The sequence below is a fragment of the Candidatus Enterococcus murrayae genome, from assembly GCF_017315985.1.
Lineage (GTDB): Bacteria > Bacillota > Bacilli > Lactobacillales > Enterococcaceae > Enterococcus_A > Enterococcus_A murrayae.
The window spans coordinates 65,382-89,784 of sequence record NZ_JAFLVR010000030.1 but is presented as its reverse complement, the minus strand read 5'-3'; the positions used below and the strand labels follow the sequence as shown (position 1 = coordinate 89,784).

Genomic DNA, 24,403 nt, shown 5'->3' with positions numbered 1-24,403 from the left:
ACCTTTTTTTATTTTTCTGGCACATCTAAAAACTCACCATGCATATTCTCATAATGCTTCACACTCAAGGTCTCAAAAACAGCAATCATTGGATGCTCATAATTCAACTCTTTTTGAAATTCATTCAGCTGTGCAGCCAACTTCTTATATTCAACCAGTTCTTCCGCAAACAGATACCCCTTCAAAGCGATGCTCTCATGCTTTTCTTTATCAAAACAAAACAGACTGCCGGAACGATTTTGTTGAATATTTTCGGCTGTTCGGCCATCACCGTTGATATAAAACTTGAAATAATAAAAACCATTTCGTTCAAGCGGCGGTGATACAGCGATCGCATGTGGAAAACCGCGATGATCAATCGTAATCAATGTAAAGGTGTCAGCTCTGGCTAGCAGCGTTTCCATGTTTTTATCCAATTCGAAAACCCCCTATCTCTCATTTTTTTGGTGTTCTGGTACATATAGCGGCATAAAATCTGCCAAAAATTCCACTGTTAAAGGCAATGCAGGTCCCTTGTCACCATCGATCCGAGAATAAATTTTCTTGTCCGTCAATGGCTTTAACGCTAATTTGTTGGTCTCCAGATAAGTGACGGTATCAGAATCTTTTAGACGTCCTGTAAAAATAAATCGTATGAGTTCAAGTAATTTTCGAAAGTGCATGTTGTGTAAAATACTAACATGCAATTCATCATAATCAGAATCCACATAAGGTCTCCCGCCGATTGAGTGAGTCGTCGTTGCTAAAGAAAACCAGACTTTTAACTTTTCATGATAATCATCCGCTGTAATCTCCACAGGATAGGACGTATCCTTCCCGATCTGTTTGATGGCCTTCAATGGATAGACGATCAAACCAAATTTTCGTTTCTCACTCTGGCGAACTTCATTCGAGATATCTGCAAAGGAGCCAAAGGTAAAGGAGCTGATTACGGCTTTTTGCCGATCTTGGCAAGCTGCAATCCCTACTTTTCGTTGGTGTCCCGCGATAATCACATCCATCGCCTCTTCTTCATCCATTGGCAAGTGCCAGCGCTTAGCAAAATTATTGATTGTCCCACCAGGAATAATTCCTAGTGGCAAAGATTTCCCGGCTTGAAGAAAAGCCGTTCCAACAATATTCAATGATCCATCCCCGCCGATCGCTACGATCCCGTCGAGTTCATTGACTGCTTTTTTTATTGTTTCGATTGCTTGTTCTGGGTCAGGCGCTGTTAAATACTCTGCTGAATGACCCGCCTGTTCAAATTTTTCACGCATCTTCTCTGCTAATTTTTCTGCGTCCCCGCTTCCTGCATTAGGATTAAAAAATATTCCGTAACGCATCTTTCTCACCTTCATTCAAATACTTTAAACGCTTATATCTAATACTATTTTATCTAACCTTTTCTATTTCACTTTATCATTTTTAACCTAAAAAAACTGTTTTAACGAACTAAATTTTTATAAAATGATGGCTTTTACTTTTTTTCTAAAAAAAACCTGCTATGATGAAACAAAGAGAGGGTTGAGAAATATGTTTGAACCGACAAAACCACGACGAAGTGATGTCCCTTTTGACGTCGTTCCTGAGCATATGCAGCAGGAAATTTGGCATATGATTTTCATGCGCCCTTTAAAAGGATTACCTCTCACTTCACCACAGCGGTTTCATTTTTTTAAAAACAAAATAGCTCGAACATTAAGTGTCGTTTACTCCCAAAGTGATCCTTACTTTTCTGACGGAATCACCGCACCCTATGTCGAGGCTTATGAAGAAATAGAATTTCCAAAAATCATGTATGTCTATGATGACGGCTACGAGCTGATAATGACTCTAGACGAAAAAGCGCCTGATTAAAGTCAGACGCTTTTTATGTTAGACCCTTATTTTACGACCATGACATTGCATGGTGCCTGATTCACCACATAAGCCGTTGTCGAACCAACGAATAACAAGGACAGGGCACCTAGTCCGGTTGCCCCCATCACGATCAAATCTGTTCCCAATTTTTCTGCCAGCTCGATGATCTCACGTTTAGGATTTCCAGCGATGATCTGGGAGGTCATATGGACCTCTTGCTCCTCTGTTACGCGATGCTGCTCCAGCTCGGTAATGATATTCTGGGCTTTTTCGTGGACTTCCTGCATTAATGGAATCGAATTTCCTCCAGTTGTCCCGGTAAAACTAGCCGTATCGATCACTGTCACTAAGGTCAGTTTGCCCTTATTTCTTTTCGCGATATTGATTGCCTCATCGAACGCTTTTTTAGATTGTTCTGAACCATCTACAGCAACTAAAATATTTTTATATTCATCAACCATTTTTACCGCCCCTTTCAGTCCTAGTTTATCATTCCAGCGATCGTTCGAAAAATAATAATCAACGATTCTTCTTGTTTTTTTAATTTTGCTAATGATTAAAACTGCTTTAAAGACGGTTCGATAAATTGTTCTTTCCTCTTCAAGATGCTAAACTTTCTTCAATCGACAAGTATAACATTCCAAAAATACTACGAGTAAGGAGTTCCTGCAATGAATAAAAAACAACGAAGAAAGGCCCATTTGATTATCCATAGTGCTTCTACTGCCGCGGCAGGCGTTGGCGCCGGAATGGCTCAATTACCGTTTCCTGACGCAACGATCTTATTACCGATCCAGACTGCAATGGTGATCGCTTTGGGCAAAGTCTTTCATATCAAATTAGAAGAAGGCGCAGCAAAGTCCTTGGCAACTCAATTTTTAGCTCAAAAAGCCGGCCAAATGACCGCTCGTTTTTTGGCTGGAAAATTGCCAGTTGTCGGTAATATCGTGAACGGCTCCACTGCAGCAGCCATCACTGAAAGCTACGGCTGGATGATTGCGAGAGAATTCTCAGAGGAGTATGATAAAAAAATCAAAGTATAATATTTTTTTAATTACATATGATTCTCTTTTAAATAGTCTCTATCTTCGCTATACTAATAGACGTGGATGAACTTGGTGTTTTACTCGTTCAATGAAGTAGTCCGCATTTAAGAAAGAGGTGCTGGTTCGATTCCAGCCGTCCACGTACTTATAATAGTTCATGATTGAAGAAGCTGAATAGCTTCTTTTTTTATTACTCTAGAAAGCACCCCTGCAGCCAAATTAAAACACCTCCGCTTGTATTTTCACAAGTGGAGGTGTTTTACGCGTAAGTTCCTAAACTGCGGTGTTACTCAGCAAGCTTTCGCCTTTTTCAGATAGGAAGAAAAAACGAAACGGATTTTTAACAGACCCGTTACTATCAAAGATATTTCCTTGAATAAAGCCGTTTTTCTTTAAATCAGCGATACTATTGTCAAATTCTGTTTTAGAAATTTCGAAAAACTGGTGGGTTAAGTTGCTAAAGTTTTTATTCGCGATTTCATCCAAAATGACATACTCTAAATCCTTTATTTCCATATGACACCCCCTTTCTGGAGGATCATAATACCACTATTTGATCAAATTTGAGATTTATTTCACATTTTTTTCTTTTTACAAAAAAATTCTTATTAAATTAACAGGTTAATTCTAGACTTTCTGTCAGTATATCACCATTACTTTATAAACAAACTGTAACGTTTCTTCGTTTAATTGTTTAGGAAAACCCATTTTTTTCGCTTTAATTAGACTATATATCACGATATTTTCTTAATTTCCGCCGTCTACAGGTATATTTTTCCTCTCATGCACTTTACTTCTTCCCTTCAATACGGTAGCATTCCTGTTGGTAACAGATTTTCTGTTAGAAACACTGGATAAAAGGATTTTTTATATGAAAAAATTTTGTACTTGGCTCTATCGCCAGCCCAGATATACCATCTATCGAATAGTGATTATTTTCTGTCTGCTGTTTTGGCTTGCGATCTATTTTCTCTTAAAATAATGATTCGAAAGAAATCTCTATTAAAGTGGAGGTTTCTTTTTGTTTTTTGCGTATCTTTTTAAGAAATAATTTTTTCAGCTTCCTACTTTACTTTCCGAACAAATGTTCGTATAATGAAATTGAGGTGATGACCATGTCTATGATTAGTCCAGATTCTGTTGAAATTTTTTATCGAACTTATGATTCCTTAGTGAAGGATTCACTGCCATTAGCATTATTTTTGAACCAAATTACTGCCAAGATGGATGAAGAAAATCGTGATTACTTTGTTATCCCTGCCAAAAAGACCGGTCGCAAAAAAGATATTTGTTTTCAGTTTGAACGGAAGGACAATGAACTCGTTTTTAAAGGTATCCATACGAGGAGGAAAAGCGATGGAATCTCTTAAAGGAACCGTCACAAAACTAAAGATCGTTCAATTTTCCCAACAGCCTCTCGTTTATTTCCAATTAGCAGGTACGAATTGCCTGATCGCTGCGCATTCACTGAATTTTCTCGCAGACGTGGAAAATGGGATGAAGATTCTTGTTCTCGGAAAACGCAATGCCCGCGGACAATTGATTATCGCTAAATATGCGGTGTTAGGAAAAACCAAACTCATGAACGATTTCCAAACCTATCAGACAGCAAGCTAAAAGCCAGCACAAAATTGTGCTGGCTTCTTCTTTATTTATCGAACCACCATCACGTTACAAGGAGCATTATTTACGACATATGCGGTCGTCGATCCTAGTAATAAACGTGAAAAAGTCCCTGTTCCGGTAGCGCCCATTAAAATCAAATCGATCTTTTCCGCTTCGGCGTAAGCAACAATTTTGGCTTTTGGATTTCCATCATCAACGATCGAGGTGAAGGCGATATCTTCTGGAATCGATTCTTCTAAAGCTTCTACGATTGCTCCCGCAGCCTTCCTTGCTTCCTTGACAATGTGGTCTACTGCATAAGGTTCGGACCCTAGATGATTGGTGTCTGATACGATCAAAATATACAAATGTGCTTCATTTCTGCGTGTGACTTCGATGGCTTCTTGAAATGCGCGGCGTGCCTGCTCCGATGAATCCACTGCAACAAGTATTTTTTTGTAAGACTCTTTCATGGTAAGACCCCCTTTCCCTTATTCTCTTTAATTGTAAGCCAACTCGGCTAGAAATATCAAGCGCTTTCATTCGCCGTCCTAATCCTCTTTGTCCAAAAATAAAAAAAGCACCTTGATTAACAAGGTGCTTAAAGGGGATGCTAGTCAAATAAAACTAGCTAAGAAAGATTGAGAGAGGTCTTCCTCATATTCATATTTTAACAGATTTTTATCCTATTTTGGTGATTTTTTGAATTGTTTTTTTAACATTTTTAAATTTATTCTGAATGTTACTAAATATTTTCATTCCGTTAAAATGTCTATTTTCTATAATTAAGCAGAATTAAAATTACCAAAATAATTATTTTCACGCCCTAGTGACAGTTTAAAGCAATTAAAAAAACCTCGCAGCTCATTTACTGCAAGGAATTTATTCCGCAACTTTGATACATTTTTCACAAAAACAGGTAAAAATTAAAGCTTTACATATTCTAATTCAAAGCCTTTTGAATCATTCTTCATAGCAACTTGATACGCTGTGGCTAATGTCTCCAGCGTAGCAGGATCTAAAGCCAATTTCATAAAGGTCGGCAAGTCCATTTTCTCTACATCCGCTTCTTGCTGTGCAGCTAACGGTTGCATCATTTTAGCAAAGCCGCCTGTGATTGAAATATTTTGTTTCTCGCAACGAATAGCATCTCTTAGCTCCATCGGATTCGCAACTATTTTTTTCATTCCCATCACCTCTTCTTTTTTTTGATCATAGCATAGCATTTATCAGAAATCAATCGTTTTGTGAACAAAAGCACAAATTTTTCAATTTCAACTTCTGTTATACTGTAAAAAAGGAGCGAAATCCATGAATACCTATTTACAAAGAAAAAAGCGCGGCTGGGTTGAAGATAGTGAACTAGCTGCTCATAAAAATAAAGCTGTCGATGAACTAACTCCCCTGCTTTTCTCCAAAAAGGCCAGTGAAAGAACTCTTGCCGCCAAGCTTTTGCCACTAACTTGTGAAACTTCGGACAACTTATTGATTTGCTTAAAAACAGAACCTGCACTCTATACTCGCCTAGCGATCACTGAGAAATTAGAAAGCGGCAATCAAACGACGGCGTTAAAAATGATCGATTTTCTCGCGATCATCGGTGATAATCAGCATCGTTCGCCCGCCGCACCTTCAAAAAAGAAAAGCTTTCCCTTACCGCGAGATCTGATGGCTCGTTCTTTGGGGCGAATGACGCCGGAAATTTTTCCGACATTACTGGAGGCCGCGGACATACTTCCACTGCCACAGCTCAGTGAGCTGATTGACGCGATCGGCTATATGGCCTTTTATCATCCTGCATTAGCAACCACAGAAAATTATCAGCGGCTTTTACAAATCAAAAACACCTATAGCAATGAACCCTTGATTCAATGGAAATTTCTGATTTGCTTTTCTGCGTTTCCTCAAAGTAAATCGTTACTGCTGAAGGAGGAACAATTCGCAGCAGAAGCACAACGTTCAATAAATTTACTGGCATTAAAATAAGAATGTTATCGTGTTTTTTTGAAAAAGGTTTAAATTGGTGATCATCACAAGAATCCCGCATCAGTGGCGGCCTTTTCATTTCGCTTCACGGTCACCTGTATAGTAGGAATTTCTGGTGGGCCTATTATGCAAATGAAGTTATAGTAAATTTCGATTTTCTGTGTAGCTTTTTTTGGCGTGTTTCTTGTTCCGCTTGTGAACATCAATCAGCTCATTCACGATTTCGAGAGTGAGCTGATTGATGTTGGTGTACTTTTTCACTGTAGCTAAAAACTTATTCACGTTCACTGTCTTGCACTCTTGTATATACTGTCATAAAATGAATAGCTCCACTATGGTCCATGATTTTTATCTGAATATAAAAGCCAGATATTTTATGAAGCACATCCGACCTTTAATATTTACACGCTAGAGCGAAAATATCATTATGAGGTATTCTCGATCTATGTTACTTCACCAATCAGTGAAACTTATATGCTAGACTTTGATAGTATAGACAGCTTTGTGCAGTATATGAGCATTACCATTGATCGCTCATTTATCTGAACAGACACCATTCTGTACAGCACGGACAGATTAGTTACACTATTAACTTGCGACTATACCTATGATGTTGCTCGGATGATAGTACATGCTGTGTTCCATAAAGGAGGCAATAATTGACACAATATGCCAGTGATTAGGATGTCTGTAAAGTCAGCTTCGTGTTGTTCGGCAAAATAATCTCAGATTGAATAAATCCTTTTGTATCTATTGTTCTTAAGCTTTTATTTTTGCTGAAATCCAAATCTCAGATATATCTCCGGAATAGTTCCCATCTCCACAGGGGTATACTTCCAACTGATATTCAGATGGTTCGTATTTTGATGCGGGAAAGAAATCTGAATAAATATATGTCCAAATATCCTTATCCGCAGTATCCAAAACAAAACTTGAATACTTAAACTTAATCCACAAGGACGCTGGAAGGTTGATAATTGTAAAACCGTCAGAAATAGTTTCTCCATCAAAAGGTGTGGCTACATAATACAAGTAACTTTTCCCATCATAGGACGAAGAATCGGCTAACCCAATTAGTTCTTTGTCCAACGAAGTTGATCGTGTCGTAAGTTGCGTTAATGTGCCATCTTGTTTGCATTTGTTCCAAAAAATGTTTGCTTGAACATTGCCGATAAATTGTCTTTCCGCCTTACCCATTAGTTGGATTGAATCCATTGTTTCTATGCGATATACCATTATCAACCTTCCTTTTTTTATGATTTTCGACAGACCAAAACGGCATGGTTACTGGTGCCAGTACAGGAACCGCTACCAAACATGAAGTCCATAATTTCAGTCCAAGCCGCATATTGTTGATCATTCATTTTGTTTATGTCAGTGGGACTAAATGAATAGTCCACTCCTGCGTTACGAACCACAGTAAGTCCCTCTTGCTTCACATCATGCTCGATTTCTTCCGGCATGGTGAAGTAAAAAACTTCTGGTAGTTTATCATCAACTCCATGAACAAGGACAGACTTATTTGTCTTTGCGTTTGGATAGCCCGCTTTCATATTTTCATCTATACACGCTCGTAAGTAGGCTCCTATTTTATTGATGTAGGCAAACATAATTACGCCACCATTTTTACATATCCGCTTGCTTTCCAATATAACTTTTTGACGCTCGACATGCGGCAAATGATACATAGGCCCTAAAACCAAAACAACATCATAGGTATTATCCTGAATTTCAGGCAAATGCGCCGCATTTCCCAATGATGCACTAACGTTGCGCAAGCCTTGTTCGTTGATTTTAGACTGAAACTGTTCTATGTGCTTGGGAACAATGTCAATGCCTTGATAGGACTTGCATCTACCGGATAAATAAAGACCATAGTATCCAGTTCCACATCCCAACTCAACTACAATTTTGTCTGAAGCAATGTAATGATTAAGAAGCCGCTTTGTGTATATAAACTCTATATGCTCAGCTCTGCTTCCAAAAGCTCTTTGATCCTCGTCAAAGTCAGAGTAGTTTGAAATAATTGGATTACTATTCATTTTCTTCTCCTTATAAAAAGTTTTCTTTTTTACAGGGACAAATATAATGGATGGTTCCATTTTTTGCATCAAAGGACAAATCCTTTGGATAGGCTTCTGCGCTCCAACCGAAAGAGTAATCCGGTATAAATCCCACTACTCGGATGCCTTTTACAGTCATATTATGGGCTTGCTCGAAAACTTCCCCACCTGCAAAGCAACAGTTGATAGTTCCTAATCCAACCTGACATGATGCAATACGACGGTAAGAGAAGTCTTCTGGAATACTGTATCCTGTGGGCATTAGTAGTCCTGCAATATAGGTGAAAGTGCCACTGTCCTTGAGATACTCACCCATCCACCCAATATATAAATCCAGTATTGCTTGTTCTATAGGTAATTGAGCTAGTAGATTTTCCTGAAAGATCTTCTCCCATAATGCAGGTACTTGGTTCTGTCCTACGCCATTAACGACCTCGTACCCGACTATCATCGCGTCTGGTATCGTAATAATGTCTGTTTTCACTAAATTGGCCATATCATTTTCTCCCTTTAAGATGCCTGCTTCTCATTTCACACTGTATGCTTTTGGCTCTCTAATCCAGAAAGGTTCGTTCCACCACTTCTTTTGTTGGCAATTCTATTCGCCATATTGGAAAGCGGCCATTGCTATAAATGTTCAGAATATCAAAGAAAGTTTGTATATTGCTGAATATTGATACAAAACAGACATTGTAAACACAGTTTCACCTCGTTTTTTGCTGTTCATCAAATATTATAGACCAAATGCTGTATCGCAGATCAATCACTTGACGGGCATTAACTCAATGTATCCCCGTGTGCCAATAGGCTCCAACTGAATGCGAGGATTTGATTTATCCCAAGCAAACCCTAACGACACTGGGTTGTATCTGTTTATGGCAGACTGAACCTCCATGATGGCTTGGCCATAGTCTTTCTCCTCAAAGGGTTCCCCCTGAAACACGAGGTATTTTGCGGTAGGAAGATCAATGAGATCGAACCCTTCCGGAATTTCATCATTGAAATCAGCAGGCAGTTCCACTCCTTGAACATACTCCGAAGTGCCGGATTTGATGTATTGTGGAGGAAGCCAAAGACAGACTGGCTCACCCTCCAAGGTCTTGATACGAGTGAGTAGTTCCCACACGTCACAACCTACTTCCTCACAGTATGCGAAATACCCTGTTGCTTTTATCCCTCGTTTAATAAGAACCTTGCGAGCGGACTTTTCGATAGTCCGAATGAATACTGTTTTTACTTTTTCCATTATAATACCTCTCTAATTTTGAAATAATCAGTATGTGTGAGTAGATCAGTAAATGTTGAAGATCGTGTTTTTTTCAATAATCATTTGTACACTCTCTGTAGCCTTTTAAAAGATTGAACTCATAGAAAGTTGAACATTATCATTGAAGCGCATAGGCGATACAATCGGCCATTATCCCGTCTAATGTTCGACATTTTTCAATATCTTTAACTATTTTTTTCCGTACCTCCCAATCATATAAGGCGGTGTTTCCTATTTCAGTTTCATTAACGATTGAGTGGACATCCCACATCAAATTATGGATTTCATTACCAGCATCTACCGCCAGTAAAAGTTTCTCAGTGCAAAGCATATCTCCAACCTTTTTCAGAAATTCGGCACCATAGACACGGCGTTCAGCTAAATCAAAGATTTCAGGATATATGTAAGGAAATCCTTTAATATTTCCTGTCCAAAAACTCTCATCCCTCAGACCCTTAATCCAGTTATCATAATAATCCATATCCAAACCGTAAGATTCGCTACGGTGCTCTCTTAAAATTCTTTCGTTACGTATAAGCCCCCGGCGACAAATGTCAACTAGAACTTCCGCTTTTGGACGTTTAGCTTTCGACTTAACAATCGCAACTGCACTAATGTCTTGATACCATTTTGAAATATACAGGCAATCTTGGGGTGAAAATGTTTTATTCGGAATATCATTGCCAGATGAAAACGTCCAAGCAATTAGAGTATCACCATAATTCTCAAAACCGATAGCCAAAATTACCCGTTCTATTTTCTTTTGTCCTAAAAGCAACACTGGGAAACCTTCACATAGATTCTTCAAAACAAGGTTCTTTAATTCTTCCTTAGATGTACATACTCCATCAATACCATAAACCACTTTGGCAGAATATAAATCGCAAGTTAAGCCTATGGCTGAAAAACAATCCCGTATCGTTGCCGCCCCGTCTATCATAGAAATCTTAGAGTATTCTACCGTGTCAAACATAAAACGAAATGCTTCGCCAGAAATACCCATATGCAAGTTATGGTCATGATCCATTCGCCAAGTTCTTCCATGAGCTTCAATCAAGGTAGTATCGTGTTTGAGACCCATTAGTACGCCCAAAGACATCATTGCAGATGGAAAAGCGTTTCTATGGGGAACCAAAGGCTCTTGCGTGCGGTCTACAGAACCATTAAAAGAAATTAGTTTACTCCTTGGATACCTTTTCATGATTTCCCCCTTTCCAATATTACGTAACCATTGATATCTTAATATGATATAATACTAACATGATACAAAACAAAAAAATGAACCCAAATTGCGGAGATTTCCTGTGTCTATTGTTACCCAAATCAATAATACTTTTGAATATATTGAAAAAAACTTAAACAATTCAATTTCACTCGAACAGTTATCTTTGACTGCCAATCTAAGCATTTTTCAGTTGATACGCTTATTTGACCGTTTTACAGGAATGACGCCTATGGCTTATATCCGGGCCCGAAGGTTAGCTACCAGCCTGCCACAGTTATTGGCAGGTGATAAAATACTTTCTGTAGCATTAGATTGTGGATTTCAGTATGAACAGTCTTATATTCGCGCTTTCAAGGATAGCTATGGCATTACTCCAGCACGTTTCCGTAATTATGGTGACAGTATCGAGATAGTAGAAGTCCCATCCTTAGAGCGTTTTACTGTTTCAGCAGATGGTATGATTGGCGAAGCAAAGTTGTTGGTTCGTCCAGCATTTACTATATCTGGTGAGCTAAGACGCTACCATAACCTTGATAACCTGCTATGGGGGAAAAGTCTGTTAGAGGGCATTGAGCGTTGTACATCAACAATTTACACAGCCGCATGTAAGAATTTATCGCCGGGAGAATTTAGCCAACATTACTTAATCCAAAACAAAACGAATACTATCAACTCGGTTGAGTGGCGGTTTGCAAGCGGACAATGGGCTAGTTTTGAATATTTCGGCTTACATCCTTTGAATGGTACAGGCGTAACACGTATTAGAATTTTAATGTCACAGGTTATTGGCAATTGGTTTACAGATAATGCTATTTATTGGGATGGCAATTTTACCGAGTCGGTGAATTTAGATAAATGCTCCGACAATTACTGTGAAGTTACATTTACTTGTCATACCCAAAAATTTTCATAAACCAAGATCAAGATATAGTGGAACAGTTTGCAGCAAAGTAGGACACTTTGCTTTTTTTTCCAACAAAGTGTCAAATTGAGCCATATAGTCGGCCTTACCAATAAGAACGAAGGAGATAGTCTGCACAAAGTATTACAGCTTGTTCAGGGTTGTGTGCTGACCGAGAGATTTGTATAAAATCAATCCAAACCTCCCTAAAATCATGAAAACACGACTTTCAGGAGGCTTCCAATATGAATCGAGAAAACAAAAGAAAAACCTATAAAAAGGGTCATTATAGAAACCATGCCTACACGTTGATGAAAAGCCTGGAGATAGGGCATCAGACTGTGGGGTGCCGTTATAGACGCGCGCGGGCGGGAAGCGCTAAGCCACTAAATCCTTTTTAGCTTGTATAATACTGAATGATCTGACACAAAGCTTCCGTGGCTCCGACGCCGCATTTTTCATCGTAGTAGCGGGTAAAGCGCTCATCTCCTAAATACATCTCAGTCAGACCTCTGTGGATCTCCTTAGTGTATTTTTTCCAGCTGAATTGCAACCAGGTTTTGTGCAAATCAACTATCTCTTCCGCTAATGGGCTGGGTAGTTTTCCTTCTGCTAGATATTGAGTCAACTTGCTAAATAAAGTCGCTTCAGTTTCTTCCATTTTTTGATAATCAAGCTCAGTCATTCCCAGCCATTTTTGATTAGAGGCTTCCACTGCCTCTTCCCCATACTTCTCACGGATCTCTTGTCCATATTTTTCTTCATTTTCCAATACAGCTTTCTTTTTGAAAGCGTCAAATTTTTCTTCAGCTGTCATTTCAATCTCTCCTTTGTAATAAAGTAATGTCTTGTCGAGAACTTCCAGCAGCTGATCCAATTCATTTCTTTTTTTCACCACTTCAACTCTTTGCTCCAGCAACGTTTGCTGAATTTTTTCAGCGGGACGGTTAATTAATCCTCTGATGGTTTTCAACGGAACCCCTAGAGAGCGATATAATAAAATTTGCTGCAGGCGATCAACTTCTTTTTCAGTATACATACGATAACCGGCCTCGCTTAAAAACGCCGGCTTTAATAGGTCACGCTCATCATAAAAGCGCAAGGTGCGGGTACTCACACCGGATAGCTCGGCCATTTGTTTAATTGTATAGTTCATCTGATTCCTTCTATCTTTCTTTTATAGGGTTATTTCATCTACTGATTTCTCTCTCGACAAAAAATATCTTACACCTTGACGTAACGTGAAGGTCAAGGAAGAAAAGAAACTTTTTGCTGGCATCTATTTGACGACCATTACACTACACGGTGCATTGTTGACGACATAATCAGTGGTCGATCCCACCAGTCTGCGTTCGATCGCGCTTTTTCCAGTTGCTCCTATGTAGATCAAATCAATTTTATAGGTTTCCGGCAAATCAAAACAAAGGGCCTTTTTAGGACTTCCAACACAGGTTATCATCTGCTTATTATAATAATCAATTCCGGCAACCTCTTCCTCTAATAATTTGATTGCCGCACGGTTTTCTTCTTCGATCAGCTGAGAAACAGGCGTTGCACGGTTCATTAACATTCCAGCACTGTTGACAACTTGGGCAATGTACAGACGAGCGTTATTTCTACGCGCGGTTTCAACTGCCTCCATCAATGCCTGATGAGCCTGCGGTGATCCATCTACTGCGGCTAAAATATTGTAATAGCGTTCATTCATTGGCCCCTCCTCCTTTTCTTCCAGTATAGCAAGCCAAGATAAAATTGTAAGCCCTTTTTGAATTCAAAAGCTTATTCTATCAGTGTCTATATTGGGTTTTGATTTTTTATAAGTACCAAAAAACACCTCGAAAAATTTCGAGGTGCCGGTGCTGTTTAATTCTTTTCTAAATACAAGGATTGCTGATCAGATTCCTGGTAGATTTTTTTCATGTCCGACCAATCGACTTCTCGATTTTGATACCCATATGGATCGTTTACATACACGATGTTCTTCTCACGATCAAAACCCGTGATCACAGCAGAATGAATCAACGGTGTCACATACATACTGCCTTGATCCGTTTCCCAAAGCAGCCAATCATCATCCTTCGGGACCTGAAAATCCACCGTTGCAACGATCCAAACAGGCTTGCCGCTAGCGACCACATTTATAATTTTATTGAATGAAGCTTTCTCACCTGCTATGACGCGATAGTCATCTCCGACATATTCCTTCGCTAATTTTGCGATTGGCTCAACAGCAACACCCATCGCCTCATCTCCACCAGTAATGTCTCCTACAAAACCTAAATGGGGATTTCCATGATTTCCAGATTCTGTAAACAAAGGCTGATAATCTAACTTATCAGCTAACTCATTTTTATTGGTATCATAACCATAATACTGCAATAGCATCGATAGCGCAGTAACTTCACACCCATTTTCCAACGCATCTCCATCAAATTGACTTTCTACTGGAACGTCCAAAACCAGTTTATTTTTTTGCTGAGAGGGCTCCAATAATTCCGTGATCTCATTTTTTTCTTTCGCAAAATAAATCCCGCCGCTGATTAATGCTATAAAAATCAGCAGTATCGTTATCCTTTTTTTCTTCATCTCATCACCTAACATTAATAGTCCATCGGAAATTATACGGTCTATTAGGAAATGGACCAAAGAAAAACCCTCGGGGCACCGGAATTTTAAAGTATTTTAACGTTTTATCTTCTCTAATGGAGCAAGTCTTAAGGATTTGATAAATTCAATCCTTTATAGAGCGTTTACAAACTTTTTGTTAGTAAATAATGCCGTTCTATGATATATTAATAACTGGAATTTCGTTATCAACGTAATAGTTGCCTTTCGTCACAATAAGAAAGGAGAATGATTATGACATTCGATAACACAAACATGCAATACCGTGTCACATTGAACACTGACTTGAATCTTTTTATCGTTTTCGACAAAAATGATCAAAATCATGTAGCAACTGGCGTAACGATTGAAAAAGCGGTACAAGAATTGCAAAAAACGAAATAGGATCTCAATTCCACTTCGATCTTTAAATCGACTAAATGATTTCCTTAAAACGAATTAGGATCTCAGTTCCGCTTCAAGCTTTAGATTGATTAGCGGAATGACATACGTGGTGAGAATTAGACTCATTTTTCTCAAAAAATGATTTCCTTAAAACGAATTAGGAGTGACTCCTCAATGAAAGACGCGAAATTGCGTTAAAAGCACCTGCTGTGAATCCACGGTAGGTGCCTTTTTTGTCTTTTATTCAGCTAAAGGAGCGGCAAGGCCAATTCAAAAAAGGTTTTGACGAATAGAAACTCGTCAAAACCTTTATTTATCTTACAACCATCACGTTGCATGGGGCGTGATTAACAATATATCCACTCGTGGAGCCGACTAACAACCGTTGGAAACGCCCTTTACCGGTGGCGCCGACATAAATCAAATCGATATCATACTGCTTAGGCAGCTCTTCGGTCAAGGCTTTCTTAGGATTGCCGATGTATTGAATCGTTTCCATATTTTGATAACGACCACGTTCAACCAGCTTTGCTAAATACTGCTTCGCTCGCTGAGTTTCCTCTGCTAAGATATCATCCATCGGCTGCGCACTGCTCATTAAAATACTGGAATCATCAATTACCTGAACGACATATAGCTTTGCTTCATTTCGTCTGGCAGCGCCGATCGCTTCGAAAAAAGCCCCTTCCGATTGATCCGATCCATCCACTGCTACCATAATATTCTTATATCTGCTGATCATTGTATCCCCTCCTCATTCAAACCAATGTGCGGATTCTTCTAAAGAAACACACCTATTGTACCTCTCATCTAAAAAATTACCGAACCACCGTTACACTACATGGCGCATGATTCACAACATAGGCTGCGGTAGAACCAATTCGTGCTAAACTGATTTCTCCTTTTCCCGTAGCACCTAGATAAATCATATCAATGTCATTCTCTTTAGCAAATTCAACGATTTTTTCCTTTGGATTGCCTAAATCAACAAAAGGTTCAATATTCTCTAGTTCTTTTCGAGACGCATCATGAATTTTTTTCAACATTTCTTTTTCAACTTGTTCTTTTTCTGCCGCATAAATTTTACTGAAAGAAAAAGCACTGGTGGAGAGCTCGCTGTCATTAATGATTGAAATAACATTCAGTTTGGCATCATGGCGCTTGGCTGCTTCAACGGCTTCCTCAAAAGCGTGTTCTGAATGCTCCGATCCATCAACTGCTACTAAAATATTCTTGTATTTACTAATCATTGTAACCGCCTCCTTTATTAAATTATAAAGGAAAATAAGCTATCTGTGAAACGATAGCAACTTTTTGGATTTTTATTTTTTGTGTGCAAATAGCTGTTTTTAGATTTTAATCCATCACGTTACTCAGTTTCCGCTAAAATTATTTTTACCTGTGAGCATTTTTCTTGTATCTCTTTTGGCAATCCGTTAAAGTTACAGTAGTTCATTTGTTTATCCGAGTTCCTTCCCAGGACTCCGGCCGTCGTTGCCCTGCGACGGCTTTTTTTTTGAGCAAATTTTTTGCAAAGAAAGCCTTTTCCTATTATAGTAAAAAGCGGGTATTACCCATCCTTTATAGAATTTGTTTTTTCACTTGCGGACCGCAGCCAAATTTTTGGCCGGTCTTTTTTGTGCTCACTTCCTGCAGTACTAAAATTTAGACAGTATGACTGTTTTGTTTAATAGAGGCATATACATGACATTTCACATCAAGATTGCCCCTCTTTCTACAGCCTTTGTATGTTAAACTAGGTACGTTGACACAATGGGTAATTGGAGGAACGGGCATGTATAAAGCTAACTTAAGAAATATCCTGACTCGGAAAGAAGAACGGACGATAGATCTTTCTTTGATCCCTCATGTAGGAGATACACTGCAATTGAGGGAACCAGATAAATTTTTACTGGTTCATGGTGTAACTCAAATTATTGAAAAAGAGTCTATTGAATTCGAAATTTTTGTCGAACCAATTGACCGTACGTATTGGATGAACGAAATCTAACGAAAGCGAGGAACTAAAAATGATCGCTCACAAAAGAGGTCGACTCCATGTAGTTTAAAAAAATACAATTACATGGAGGAATTAGAATGAATACTATTTATGATAATGAGAAATTTTTTGAAAGCTATAGCCAAATGACTCGTAGTCAACAAGGCCTGGACGGTGCTGGTGAATGGCAGACGTTAAAAGAAGTGTTGCCTGATTTTGAAGGAAAATGCGTGCTGGATTTAGGCTGCGGTTATGGCTGGCATTGTCTTTACGCAGCAGAGCATGGCGCAACCTCTGTCATCGGTGTAGATCTCTCAGAAAAAATGTTGGCGGTTGCTCGTAAAAAAAATACTTTCAGCAATGTCACCTATCTACAGGCCAGCATTGATGACGTAGCTTTTGAACCGAATAGCTTTGATTTCGTTATCAGTTCTCTGGCGATCCATTACATTGCCGATTTTGAGAAACTGGCAAAAAATATTGCGAACTGGTTGGTCGCTGGCGGTCAGCTGATTTTTTCCGTCGAGCATCCGACTTTCACTGCAGAAGGTTCACAAGACTGGTTCTATGACGAAGCTGGGAAAATCGCACACTTCCCTGTCGATAATTATTTTTACGAAGGTAAACGAACTGCCCATTTTCTCGGCAGCGACGTCACGAAATACCATCGAACGCTGACTACTTATCTAGACAACTTATTAACTAATGGCTTTCAGCTCAAACGGATCGTTGAACCAATGCCCCCGGAAAATATGATGCACATTTCCGGTATGAAAGATGAAATGCGCCGGCCGATGATGCTGATTGTTAGGGCGGAGAAGAGTGAATAGAAAAGAATCCCTGAANNTTCAGGGATTCTTTTCTATGCTTTACTTAGTTGCATAATATTTAAACTCCACTAGTTCGGTAGTTGCTTCAATAGATAAAACCATGAACCCGTCATTTCCATACCAATTTTCATTAGTTTTACCTGTATAATATTTTACTAATGATCTACAAGCCTGCAACAAAGTATCATCCTTGATATACATTCTCTTATTCCCATTCACAAAATACCCATCATAGTTTTTTGATCCAATTTTTTGTTGCTTCCAATAAATATACATCATTATCTCTCCCTCTTTTTCTGTATTTTCTTCTGATCCACTATCTGCATTTTTCAATCTATAATATTCAATAGGTTCGTATCCCATGTATCCCCCATCTGCTGGAGTTGTGTAAATTCCATTTCTTCCATATGAACAATGAATGATTGTTTTATTATCTACAAAAATCCCTGTATGTCCGTCATTTGCCCAGTATTTTGATAAAAAGATATCTCCCTTTGTACATTCAGAACGAGCTATTTTTGTAGCAATTGGCGGAAGTGTTGTATCATGTAAAGAACCTGTCCATCCCATACTACCTGAGGGAATGAAGCCCCCGGCTGCTAGTGCAAAATAAACTGCGGAGCTACAATCATAACTATTCGGCCCCATGCGATTACTTTGGCTATAGGTTGTCTTACCTTCACGATCCTTCATCCATTGAATCATTTTATTTATATCTCCCATTTTTTCACCCCTTATCTATACTTTTTTAATACTTCGCTTACTATACTTTTTCACGACTTCTTAGATCAGACTATCCAAAACCTCACCCCTGATCTCCTATTCTTTCATTTATATGATTGACCGTTGTCTCAATTCTCTCGACTTGCTTAAGCGCTTCTGTCAAACCATCGATGGTGTTTAAGTAGCGTTCTTCTCGCGCATTATTCTGCTTCATCACCCATACTAAGAGAAATACAAAAAGCACTGGAAATCCGATGCTTTCAGGATTATTGAGAAACGTTGAAATAAAGTTATCCATGCTCCACCAGCTTTCCTGTATTGATTCTGTTATTGACCTTCTAGACAATTCAGAAGAACAAATTGATCCAATGAGTGAGTTCGTCATTCGCCATACATGCTGAAAAACAATCCATTAAACATCGAAAAATAGGAAAATCATTTGTCAAAAAACTTCCGAACTATCTAATTTCTTTGCTTGCACTCCCCCTCAAACATGCTTTGATGTTTTCCCGCCCATATTCAATGCAAACAATCGTTTACGCATACGCTTCATCCCTTTCTATTTGATCTATCTACACTATATACGAACTTATGTTCGTTTTGTTGCCAAAAAAAAGACATCAAATGCCAAGATGTTCAGCTAATTCTTCAAAAAAATGATCGCGTAGGCGCATCACTTGTCTTTTACTTAGGAAGACCTGATCAGCAACTAAATCAAGACTAGCTTTCTGCTTATCAGACAGATACAGTCGCTCGATAATTTCTTTTGTCTCTGCTGTTGCATTTTCTAAACACTGTGCAATGACCTTTTGATTTCGTTCCAAATTGATCAGCTGTCGATCCAAAGAAATAGAAATCAGCATTTTTTTATTTTGGGTCTCTGTAGTCGAATGCGGGTGTGTTCCTTTTGTATGAAAAAGTAGTTTTTCCTTCCTTTCTAAATAGTAATCCTCCATTTTAGGATAATCTCGCAGAATTCCTTTTAAATAGTCCTTCTTCCATTTTTCCATGAGCTCTCCCCCTTAAAATAACTATTACTAGAAGCAACAAGAAAATAGTCGATTATTTTTAATGCTAAATTTCCTCTATAAAGTATTCAAAATTAGTTTTGTAGCTTAATGGTAATACATTTCGCGTACCTTGTAAATCATTTTGTCGACGAATCGTCTGTTTTTTATAGAAATAGTTCGACGATTCGTGTTACTATACTATAGAAGGGAGTGTCACTATGTTTGCACAACAATTGAAAGAGCTGAGAAAAAGAACACCCCACCTCACCCAGATGGATATGGCAAAAGAGCTGGGGATCGCAAAAACCACTTACGCTTCCTATGAACAGGGAAAGCGGACGCCGGATATAGAAACGCAGAATAAAATTGCGGATTTCTTCAATGTCTCTTTAGACTATTTGCATGGTCGCGAGCAAAAGAGCTCTTTTTCTACTAAACAGAGGACCGTGGCAGCGCATATTGATGATGAAGTGACCGAAGAACAGATGGAAGATATTCTAAACTATATTGATTTTATTAAACAAAAACATGCAAAGAAGGACTGATCGAATGGATAAAGCAGAAAAATTGATGGCTCATTTTCAAGGAATCAATTACATCTTTGACCCTTCTATGCCTGATGGGCAAAAAGGACTATATATCGATAATCATGTTTATCTAAATCCCCGTCAAACAACGGAGGAGCTGACAGATACGGTCGCTGAGGAGATCGCCCACTATTTAACGAGCTCAGGTGACATCACACAGCAGGACACCAATGAAAAACGCAAACAAGAGCAGAAAGCCCGCGATGTTGGGGCTACTTTAATAGTGACTCCGCAAGATATCATTGATTGTTATAAGGAACGCTTTTCTACTGTTTGGGAATGTGCCGATTATTTAGGGATCAAAAAAGAATCGCTGGAGCATGCAGTCAAGGTCTACGCCCGAACCTACGAAGAGGGACTTTCCTATAAAAACTATCGCATTCTTTTTCGAGCAGATGGAACTATCGGGGTATTTGAGTTTTTTGACGAATAAAAATGACCTTAGCAGGCACGCTAAGGTCATTTCTTTTATTATAAATTAAGATGATTAAAAATTGGTCTCAGGATCGACTAGTTCACCATAACTAATAACCGTCGTAAAATCAATAAAGTCTTCTGTTTCACTTTTAATAATTTTGACGATCGCAGAATTGTTCAGTTTATTCTTTACAACCCCTAGTTGTGTTTCCTTTTTATATTCGAAAAATACTTCTTGTCCGATCGAGAAGCGCTCTCCTAAAAAAGAGGGCTGTGGAGATTTGAATCCATAGGTGTTCGCCATTTGAATATCCTCCTTCAAATATTATAAAAAAAGAAGATCGTCTCCGATCTCCTTAGTCATCCGTCAATACAACAATTCTTAGTCTTTTACAATGTTTGAAGCTTGTAAGCCGCGTTGGCCTTCTTCAACATCAAAAGTCACTGCTTGACCTTCGTCTAAAGATTTGAATCCGTCGCCTTGGATAGCTGAGAAATGTGCGAATACATCATTTCCGTCTTCTCCAGTAATAAAACCGAATCCTTTGTCTGCGTTAAACCATTTTACTGTACCTTTATTCATGTAAAGTACCTCCAATTACACATCACTGTGTTTATTTGTAATAAAAAATGACGTGTAATAAAAAAGTATCTTAAATTTCTTATAGATAACCAACTAGTCACATATCAAAGTATTACTTAGTTACCATACCATGAATGAATGGAAAAAGCAAAAAAACCTGAACATTGGTCGTTTTATCCACATATATTATTAAGTTTCACTGTTTTTTCTTAATAACTATAACCAAGCCTTGTATTCCCGTTTCTTTTCATAATAGCAAATAGGAATAGGCTGTTTACCATTCTAAAGAGCTAAACACGAACAATCAATCTGTAAAAAAGCATGCTGCCCAAAAATCAGACAGCATGCACTAGTACCTTTTAAATGTAATTTTCAACTATTCAGCGGTTTCTGCGTAAAAGCCAATCCCTTCTGAACGCCAGCCTACTCTTACCAGATGGTCGCGTTCGTTTGAATCCGGCGTATAGTGATGCGCGCCTGTTTTTGCATTAGGATTGTATAGGCGATAAATAGGAACTCGTGGTTGATTTGAAAAAGCAGATACAAAAGCCGTTCCTTCATCTCGCCAGCCCACTCGCTCTAAATGAGCTGCTTCATAGCTGTTCATCGTATAATGATGGTCTCCTGCATTTGGATTATATAAGCGATAAACAGGGGCACCCGTATGGGCATTCGGGGCAAACCAGCCGATCCGCTCTTCTCGCCAGCCAACACTTCTTAAATTTCTCGACTCCGACAAATTGGACGTATAAAAATGCTCACCAGAATTTGGATTGTACAAACGAAAAATGGCAACACTTGCGGAAGCTTCAAGAGAAAAACCAACTAGTAAAAGACCACTGAAAAAAAGTCCGACAACTACTGTAACTTTCTTCATCGCAAACGCCTTCTTTACTTAATTATAGAGGCATTTTCAGCATTGATAAAGTACTTTTTCTGTTTCCACTCCTACTTCTCATAGAGGTTTTCAGCTTGAATAACCTTATGCCCTTCATTTTGAATCGTATACCGTACACTAGGATCATTGGGATAAGCAGCATTCCCGCCATAAACAATCAGCTGCGTTGTCTCTCCATTTTTGAGGAATTCATCGTAGCTGCCGCCAGCACCTCCAATATTCGCCCAATGTAGTACCATCCGATTCCCGCTTTGTTCAACTAGACTCCAACATTTCCGGTCATAATTTTCCCAAATCATCTCTAGGTTATTCTCAGGATTCTTATACACGGCTTCATAAAACGCCATCGCCTCGTCCATGGATCTCCATGTGTTTGCTGATTGGTCTGCCTTTGGTGCGGCCACTGTGCCGCCATTAACGATACTTAAAAAGCCATTTTTTAACTCTTGATTTTCTGTCTCACTAAAATGAAATGCCTTATCTGGCATCCCTTGATTTTGCATTGAAACTAAAACAAGCGGCTGCTGATCATGAAAAGCAAAAAAGTAAACATGCTTTGCTGCATACGGAGCTGTTTCAGCATCAGAATAGACGGCAACGATCGAATACTCACTGGAGGATGTTCCTGTCTCTGACCATTCGCCAGTAACAATCTGTTCATCCACTGCCATCGGCTGCGTTTTAGTCCCCTCGATCACCCCATCCGGCAAATCTAATCCATAAAAATCAACGGACTGCTTAGGATAATACGCCTTGTAGGTCTGCCCCATCGTCTGTCCCCAGCTACTCATGAACTCTTGAAGCTTAGCAGATTTGTCTGTGCTCCAAAGGTCATTCATGGATGACTTAGCTGTTTTTCCAGTTTTTTCTTTAGTTTTCTCTGTAGAATTCTTAGCAGGCAAACTGCTTGTGGATTCCGTGTCAGATCTGCTGGTTACTTTAATTTTTTGTTCAGCAGGCTGTTCCTTTGATTTTTCTTGTTTACAGCCGGCGAAAAGCGACAGAGTAAGTAAGAATACCATACTTAAAATAGCCTTTTTCATAATAGCACCTCTTCCCATAAATAGAATATCGAACTGCTTGTTTTGAAACAAGATATATTTAATATTTATTATTTTTAATTTTATTTGTAGGAAAAAAGAGGATGGTCCTGATTATTATGTATCATGCTACACATTTTTTGTTAAGGCAAGCTTGTCAAAATGACAAAGCAAAAAAAGCACCTATATTCCTCATTTTTAAGGATATTTGAGTGCTTTTATTCTCAACTTCTGCTGTTTCTATAAAAGAATTAATTTTTCAAAGAAATGACTTCCTGTGTTTCTTCATCAAAGAAATGCGCTTTGCCTAAATTAAAGGCCAGCTCTACTCGTGCTCCCGGTTTGTGGAAATCGCGAGCGTCAACCTTAGAAACGAATTCTGTTTCACCGACCTTGGTATACAGCAGCGTTTCTGCGCCCAATAATTCGGACACCATAACTTCCGCTTTTACAACCGCTCCATCAGAGGAATCAATCGCAATTTGTTCACTATGAATATCTTCTGGACGAATGCCAAATACGAGCTTTCTGCCTTCGTATCCTTTGCGAACCAATACACTGTTTTCCCCCTCAGGAATTTTCAAATCCAACCCATGCCCGTCTTTGATAAAGCCTTCCTGCAAGGTGACTTCGAAGAAATTCATCGCTGGAGAACCAATAAATCCCGCCACAAATACATTTCGCGGTGTATCGTATACGTCTTGCGGTGTTCCCACCTGTTGAATAACGCCGTCTTTCATAATGACGATGCGGTCAGCCATCGTCATAGCTTCCGTTTGATCATGAGTAACATAAATGGTCGTCGTTCCTAAACGTTGATGCAATTTCGCAATTTCCGCTCGCATCGAAACTCGTAATTTTGCGTCTAAGTTGGACAAAGGTTCGTCCATCAAAAAGACCTGTGCATCGCGAACGATCGCACGTCCTAAAGCGACACGCTGGCGCTGGCCTCCTGATAGAGCCGCAGGTTTTCGCTTAAGGTATTCGGTCAGCCCTAAAATATCCGCCGCATTTTCTACCCGCTCCTTTATTTCGGCTGGATCGTATTTTCTTAATTTTAATCCGAAGGCCATATTGTCAAAAACAGTCATATGCGGGTACAACGCGTAGTTCTGGAAAACCATCGCAATATCACGGTCTTTAGGGGCAACCTCATTCATGATGCGATCCCCGATTTTTAACTCGCCTTCTGTAATATCCTCCAGCCCCGCTATCATGCGCAAAGTGGTGGATTTCCCACAACCTGAAGGTCCGACGAAAACGATAAATTCTTTATCGTCTATTTCTAAATTAAAGTCATTGACTGAATAATTTTCGGCATTATCATATTTTTTATGAATATGCTTTAGTGAAAGCTGCGTCATTTGAAATC

The 24,403-nt window shown here is 39.0% G+C and carries 36 protein-coding genes; 11 read left to right on the top strand and 25 right to left on the bottom strand.

Features of this window, described 5'->3' with window-relative positions; translation table 11 throughout:
* Nucleotides 1-8: 8 nt before the first annotated feature.
* Both JZO85_RS13290 and JZO85_RS13285 read right to left on the bottom strand, forming a co-directional pair.
* The gene (locus JZO85_RS13290) at nt 9-416 is read right to left on the bottom strand and encodes a pyridoxamine 5'-phosphate oxidase family protein (RefSeq protein ID WP_207109031.1); all 408 of its coding nucleotides are present in this window, start codon (nt 414-416) and stop codon (nt 9-11) included.
* A 12-nt stretch (nt 417-428) separates the two neighbouring features.
* Nucleotides 429-1,325: a diacylglycerol/lipid kinase family protein gene (locus JZO85_RS13285; RefSeq protein WP_207109030.1), complete on the bottom strand. Its 897-nt coding sequence runs from the start codon at nt 1,323-1,325 to the stop codon at nt 429-431.
* 190 nt (nt 1,326-1,515) lie between these two features.
* Between JZO85_RS13285 and JZO85_RS13280 the strand changes: the two genes are divergently transcribed.
* Complete coding sequence (locus JZO85_RS13280) at nt 1,516-1,839, top strand: DUF960 family protein (protein ID WP_207109029.1); 324 nt, start codon at nt 1,516-1,518, stop codon at nt 1,837-1,839.
* 26 nt (nt 1,840-1,865) lie between these two features.
* Here JZO85_RS13280 and JZO85_RS13275 read toward each other — a convergent pair whose 3' ends face one another.
* Entirely contained in the window at nt 1,866-2,303 is a 438-nt protein-coding gene (locus JZO85_RS13275; RefSeq protein WP_207109028.1) for a universal stress protein, read from the bottom strand.
* 210 nt (nt 2,304-2,513) lie between these two features.
* Between JZO85_RS13275 and JZO85_RS13270 the strand changes: the two genes are divergently transcribed.
* The gene (locus JZO85_RS13270) at nt 2,514-2,885 is read left to right on the top strand and encodes a hypothetical protein (protein ID WP_207109027.1); all 372 of its coding nucleotides are present in this window, start codon (nt 2,514-2,516) and stop codon (nt 2,883-2,885) included.
* A gap of 276 nt (nt 2,886-3,161) precedes the next feature.
* Here JZO85_RS13270 and JZO85_RS13265 read toward each other — a convergent pair whose 3' ends face one another.
* On the bottom strand, nt 3,162-3,404 hold the full coding sequence (locus JZO85_RS13265) for a hypothetical protein (protein ID WP_207109026.1): 243 nt from the start codon (nt 3,402-3,404) through the stop codon (nt 3,162-3,164).
* 599 nt (nt 3,405-4,003) lie between these two features.
* Between JZO85_RS13265 and JZO85_RS13260 the strand changes: the two genes are divergently transcribed.
* Both JZO85_RS13260 and JZO85_RS13255 read left to right on the top strand, forming a co-directional pair.
* Nucleotides 4,004-4,258 carry a DUF5960 family protein gene (locus tag JZO85_RS13260; RefSeq protein WP_207109025.1) on the top strand — a complete coding sequence of 85 codons (255 nt, stop codon included), beginning with the start codon at nt 4,004-4,006 and terminating at the stop codon, nt 4,256-4,258.
* Entirely contained in the window at nt 4,245-4,505 is a 261-nt protein-coding gene (locus tag JZO85_RS13255; RefSeq protein WP_207109024.1) for a hypothetical protein, read from the top strand. Before JZO85_RS13260 ends, JZO85_RS13255 begins: the two co-directional genes overlap by 14 nt.
* Nucleotides 4,506-4,540: 35 nt before the next feature.
* Here JZO85_RS13255 and JZO85_RS13250 read toward each other — a convergent pair whose 3' ends face one another.
* Both JZO85_RS13250 and JZO85_RS13245 read right to left on the bottom strand, forming a co-directional pair.
* Entirely contained in the window at nt 4,541-4,966 is a 426-nt protein-coding gene (locus JZO85_RS13250) for a universal stress protein (RefSeq protein WP_207109023.1), read from the bottom strand.
* A gap of 453 nt (nt 4,967-5,419) precedes the next feature.
* Nucleotides 5,420-5,680 carry a hypothetical protein gene (locus JZO85_RS13245; RefSeq protein ID WP_207109022.1) on the bottom strand — a complete coding sequence of 87 codons (261 nt, stop codon included), beginning with the start codon at nt 5,678-5,680 and terminating at the stop codon, nt 5,420-5,422.
* A 124-nt stretch (nt 5,681-5,804) separates the two neighbouring features.
* Here JZO85_RS13245 and JZO85_RS13240 point away from each other — a divergent pair, with 124 nt between their 5' ends.
* Complete coding sequence (locus tag JZO85_RS13240) at nt 5,805-6,479, top strand: hypothetical protein (RefSeq protein WP_207109021.1); 675 nt, start codon at nt 5,805-5,807, stop codon at nt 6,477-6,479.
* Nucleotides 6,480-6,617: 138 nt separating this feature from the next.
* On the opposite strand, the gene JZO85_RS23505 is transcribed toward JZO85_RS13240, so the two are convergent.
* The 6 genes from JZO85_RS23505 to JZO85_RS13210 form a co-directional block, all read right to left on the bottom strand.
* Complete coding sequence (locus JZO85_RS23505; RefSeq protein WP_488350009.1) at nt 6,618-6,761, bottom strand: DUF4368 domain-containing protein; 144 nt, start codon at nt 6,759-6,761, stop codon at nt 6,618-6,620.
* 477 nt (nt 6,762-7,238) lie between these two features.
* A complete protein-coding gene (locus JZO85_RS13230) occupies nt 7,239-7,715 on the bottom strand; it encodes a GyrI-like domain-containing protein (RefSeq protein ID WP_207109019.1) in 477 nt (158 codons plus the stop codon).
* Between the two features lie 17 nt (nt 7,716-7,732).
* On the bottom strand, nt 7,733-8,521 hold the full coding sequence (locus tag JZO85_RS13225) for a class I SAM-dependent methyltransferase (protein WP_207109018.1): 789 nt from the start codon (nt 8,519-8,521) through the stop codon (nt 7,733-7,735).
* A gap of 10 nt (nt 8,522-8,531) precedes the next feature.
* Nucleotides 8,532-9,038, bottom strand: a complete 507-nt coding sequence (locus JZO85_RS13220) for a GyrI-like domain-containing protein (protein WP_207109017.1) — start codon at nt 9,036-9,038, stop codon at nt 8,532-8,534.
* Nucleotides 9,039-9,305: 267 nt separating this feature from the next.
* Complete coding sequence (locus JZO85_RS13215; protein WP_207109016.1) at nt 9,306-9,788, bottom strand: hypothetical protein; 483 nt, start codon at nt 9,786-9,788, stop codon at nt 9,306-9,308.
* Between the two features lie 139 nt (nt 9,789-9,927).
* Complete coding sequence (locus JZO85_RS13210; RefSeq protein ID WP_207109015.1) at nt 9,928-11,010, bottom strand: hypothetical protein; 1,083 nt, start codon at nt 11,008-11,010, stop codon at nt 9,928-9,930.
* Between the two features lie 103 nt (nt 11,011-11,113).
* Here JZO85_RS13210 and JZO85_RS13205 point away from each other — a divergent pair, with 103 nt between their 5' ends.
* Entirely contained in the window at nt 11,114-11,947 is an 834-nt protein-coding gene (locus tag JZO85_RS13205; RefSeq protein WP_207109014.1) for a helix-turn-helix domain-containing protein, read from the top strand.
* 385 nt (nt 11,948-12,332) lie between these two features.
* On the opposite strand, the gene JZO85_RS13200 is transcribed toward JZO85_RS13205, so the two are convergent.
* From JZO85_RS13200 to JZO85_RS13190, 3 genes are all read right to left on the bottom strand, one after another.
* A complete protein-coding gene (locus tag JZO85_RS13200) occupies nt 12,333-13,091 on the bottom strand; it encodes a MerR family transcriptional regulator (RefSeq protein ID WP_207109013.1) in 759 nt (252 codons plus the stop codon).
* Between the two features lie 123 nt (nt 13,092-13,214).
* A complete protein-coding gene (locus JZO85_RS13195) occupies nt 13,215-13,643 on the bottom strand; it encodes a universal stress protein (RefSeq protein ID WP_207109012.1) in 429 nt (142 codons plus the stop codon).
* Between the two features lie 155 nt (nt 13,644-13,798).
* Complete coding sequence (locus tag JZO85_RS13190; RefSeq protein WP_242550360.1) at nt 13,799-14,521, bottom strand: C39 family peptidase; 723 nt, start codon at nt 14,519-14,521, stop codon at nt 13,799-13,801.
* Between the two features lie 273 nt (nt 14,522-14,794).
* Here JZO85_RS13190 and JZO85_RS13185 point away from each other — a divergent pair, with 273 nt between their 5' ends.
* A complete protein-coding gene (locus JZO85_RS13185) occupies nt 14,795-14,944 on the top strand; it encodes a hypothetical protein (protein WP_207109010.1) in 150 nt (49 codons plus the stop codon).
* A 313-nt stretch (nt 14,945-15,257) separates the two neighbouring features.
* Here the strand turns inward: JZO85_RS13185 and JZO85_RS13180 are convergent, their stop codons facing one another.
* Both JZO85_RS13180 and JZO85_RS13175 read right to left on the bottom strand, forming a co-directional pair.
* Nucleotides 15,258-15,686, bottom strand: coding sequence for a universal stress protein (locus JZO85_RS13180; RefSeq protein WP_207109009.1), 429 nt, complete (start codon nt 15,684-15,686; stop codon nt 15,258-15,260).
* A 76-nt stretch (nt 15,687-15,762) separates the two neighbouring features.
* Nucleotides 15,763-16,194 carry a universal stress protein gene (locus JZO85_RS13175; RefSeq protein WP_207109008.1) on the bottom strand — a complete coding sequence of 144 codons (432 nt, stop codon included), beginning with the start codon at nt 16,192-16,194 and terminating at the stop codon, nt 15,763-15,765.
* 545 nt (nt 16,195-16,739) lie between these two features.
* Here JZO85_RS13175 and JZO85_RS13170 point away from each other — a divergent pair.
* Together JZO85_RS13170 and JZO85_RS13165 are read left to right on the top strand one after the other, a co-directional pair.
* Nucleotides 16,740-16,955 carry a hypothetical protein gene (locus JZO85_RS13170; protein WP_207109007.1) on the top strand — a complete coding sequence of 72 codons (216 nt, stop codon included), beginning with the start codon at nt 16,740-16,742 and terminating at the stop codon, nt 16,953-16,955.
* A gap of 86 nt (nt 16,956-17,041) precedes the next feature.
* Nucleotides 17,042-17,773, top strand: a complete 732-nt coding sequence (locus JZO85_RS13165; RefSeq protein ID WP_207109006.1) for a class I SAM-dependent methyltransferase — start codon at nt 17,042-17,044, stop codon at nt 17,771-17,773.
* Between the two features lie 39 nt (nt 17,774-17,812).
* Here JZO85_RS13165 and JZO85_RS13160 read toward each other — a convergent pair whose 3' ends face one another.
* From JZO85_RS13160 to JZO85_RS13150, 3 genes are all read right to left on the bottom strand, one after another.
* Nucleotides 17,813-18,496, bottom strand: coding sequence for a peptidoglycan amidohydrolase family protein (locus tag JZO85_RS13160; protein ID WP_207109005.1), 684 nt, complete (start codon nt 18,494-18,496; stop codon nt 17,813-17,815).
* Nucleotides 18,497-18,578: 82 nt separating this feature from the next.
* On the bottom strand, nt 18,579-18,794 hold the full coding sequence (locus JZO85_RS13155; RefSeq protein WP_207109004.1) for a BhlA/UviB family holin-like peptide: 216 nt from the start codon (nt 18,792-18,794) through the stop codon (nt 18,579-18,581).
* 322 nt (nt 18,795-19,116) lie between these two features.
* On the bottom strand, nt 19,117-19,506 hold the full coding sequence (locus JZO85_RS13150; RefSeq protein WP_207109003.1) for a DUF722 domain-containing protein: 390 nt from the start codon (nt 19,504-19,506) through the stop codon (nt 19,117-19,119).
* Nucleotides 19,507-19,724: 218 nt separating this feature from the next.
* Here JZO85_RS13150 and JZO85_RS13145 point away from each other — a divergent pair, with 218 nt between their 5' ends.
* Both JZO85_RS13145 and JZO85_RS13140 read left to right on the top strand, forming a co-directional pair.
* A complete protein-coding gene (locus tag JZO85_RS13145; protein WP_207109002.1) occupies nt 19,725-20,051 on the top strand; it encodes a helix-turn-helix domain-containing protein in 327 nt (108 codons plus the stop codon).
* 4 nt (nt 20,052-20,055) lie between these two features.
* Nucleotides 20,056-20,526: an ImmA/IrrE family metallo-endopeptidase gene (locus tag JZO85_RS13140; protein ID WP_207109001.1), complete on the top strand. Its 471-nt coding sequence runs from the start codon at nt 20,056-20,058 to the stop codon at nt 20,524-20,526.
* A 54-nt stretch (nt 20,527-20,580) separates the two neighbouring features.
* Here the strand turns inward: JZO85_RS13140 and JZO85_RS13135 are convergent, their stop codons facing one another.
* From JZO85_RS13135 to JZO85_RS13115, 5 genes are all read right to left on the bottom strand, one after another.
* On the bottom strand, nt 20,581-20,814 hold the full coding sequence (locus JZO85_RS13135; RefSeq protein WP_207109000.1) for a hypothetical protein: 234 nt from the start codon (nt 20,812-20,814) through the stop codon (nt 20,581-20,583).
* A 78-nt stretch (nt 20,815-20,892) separates the two neighbouring features.
* Nucleotides 20,893-21,093, bottom strand: coding sequence for a cold-shock protein (locus tag JZO85_RS13130; RefSeq protein WP_028020787.1), 201 nt, complete (start codon nt 21,091-21,093; stop codon nt 20,893-20,895).
* Nucleotides 21,094-21,469: 376 nt separating this feature from the next.
* Complete coding sequence (locus tag JZO85_RS13125) at nt 21,470-21,970, bottom strand: hypothetical protein (protein ID WP_207108999.1); 501 nt, start codon at nt 21,968-21,970, stop codon at nt 21,470-21,472.
* Nucleotides 21,971-22,041: 71 nt separating this feature from the next.
* Nucleotides 22,042-23,034 (bottom strand): DUF4767 domain-containing protein, encoded by a 993-nt coding sequence (locus tag JZO85_RS13120; protein WP_207108998.1) that lies wholly within the window; start codon nt 23,032-23,034, stop codon nt 22,042-22,044.
* A 248-nt stretch (nt 23,035-23,282) separates the two neighbouring features.
* Nucleotides 23,283-24,395: an ABC transporter ATP-binding protein gene (locus JZO85_RS13115; protein WP_207108997.1), complete on the bottom strand. Its 1,113-nt coding sequence runs from the start codon at nt 24,393-24,395 to the stop codon at nt 23,283-23,285.
* Nucleotides 24,396-24,403: the final 8 nt, after the last annotated feature.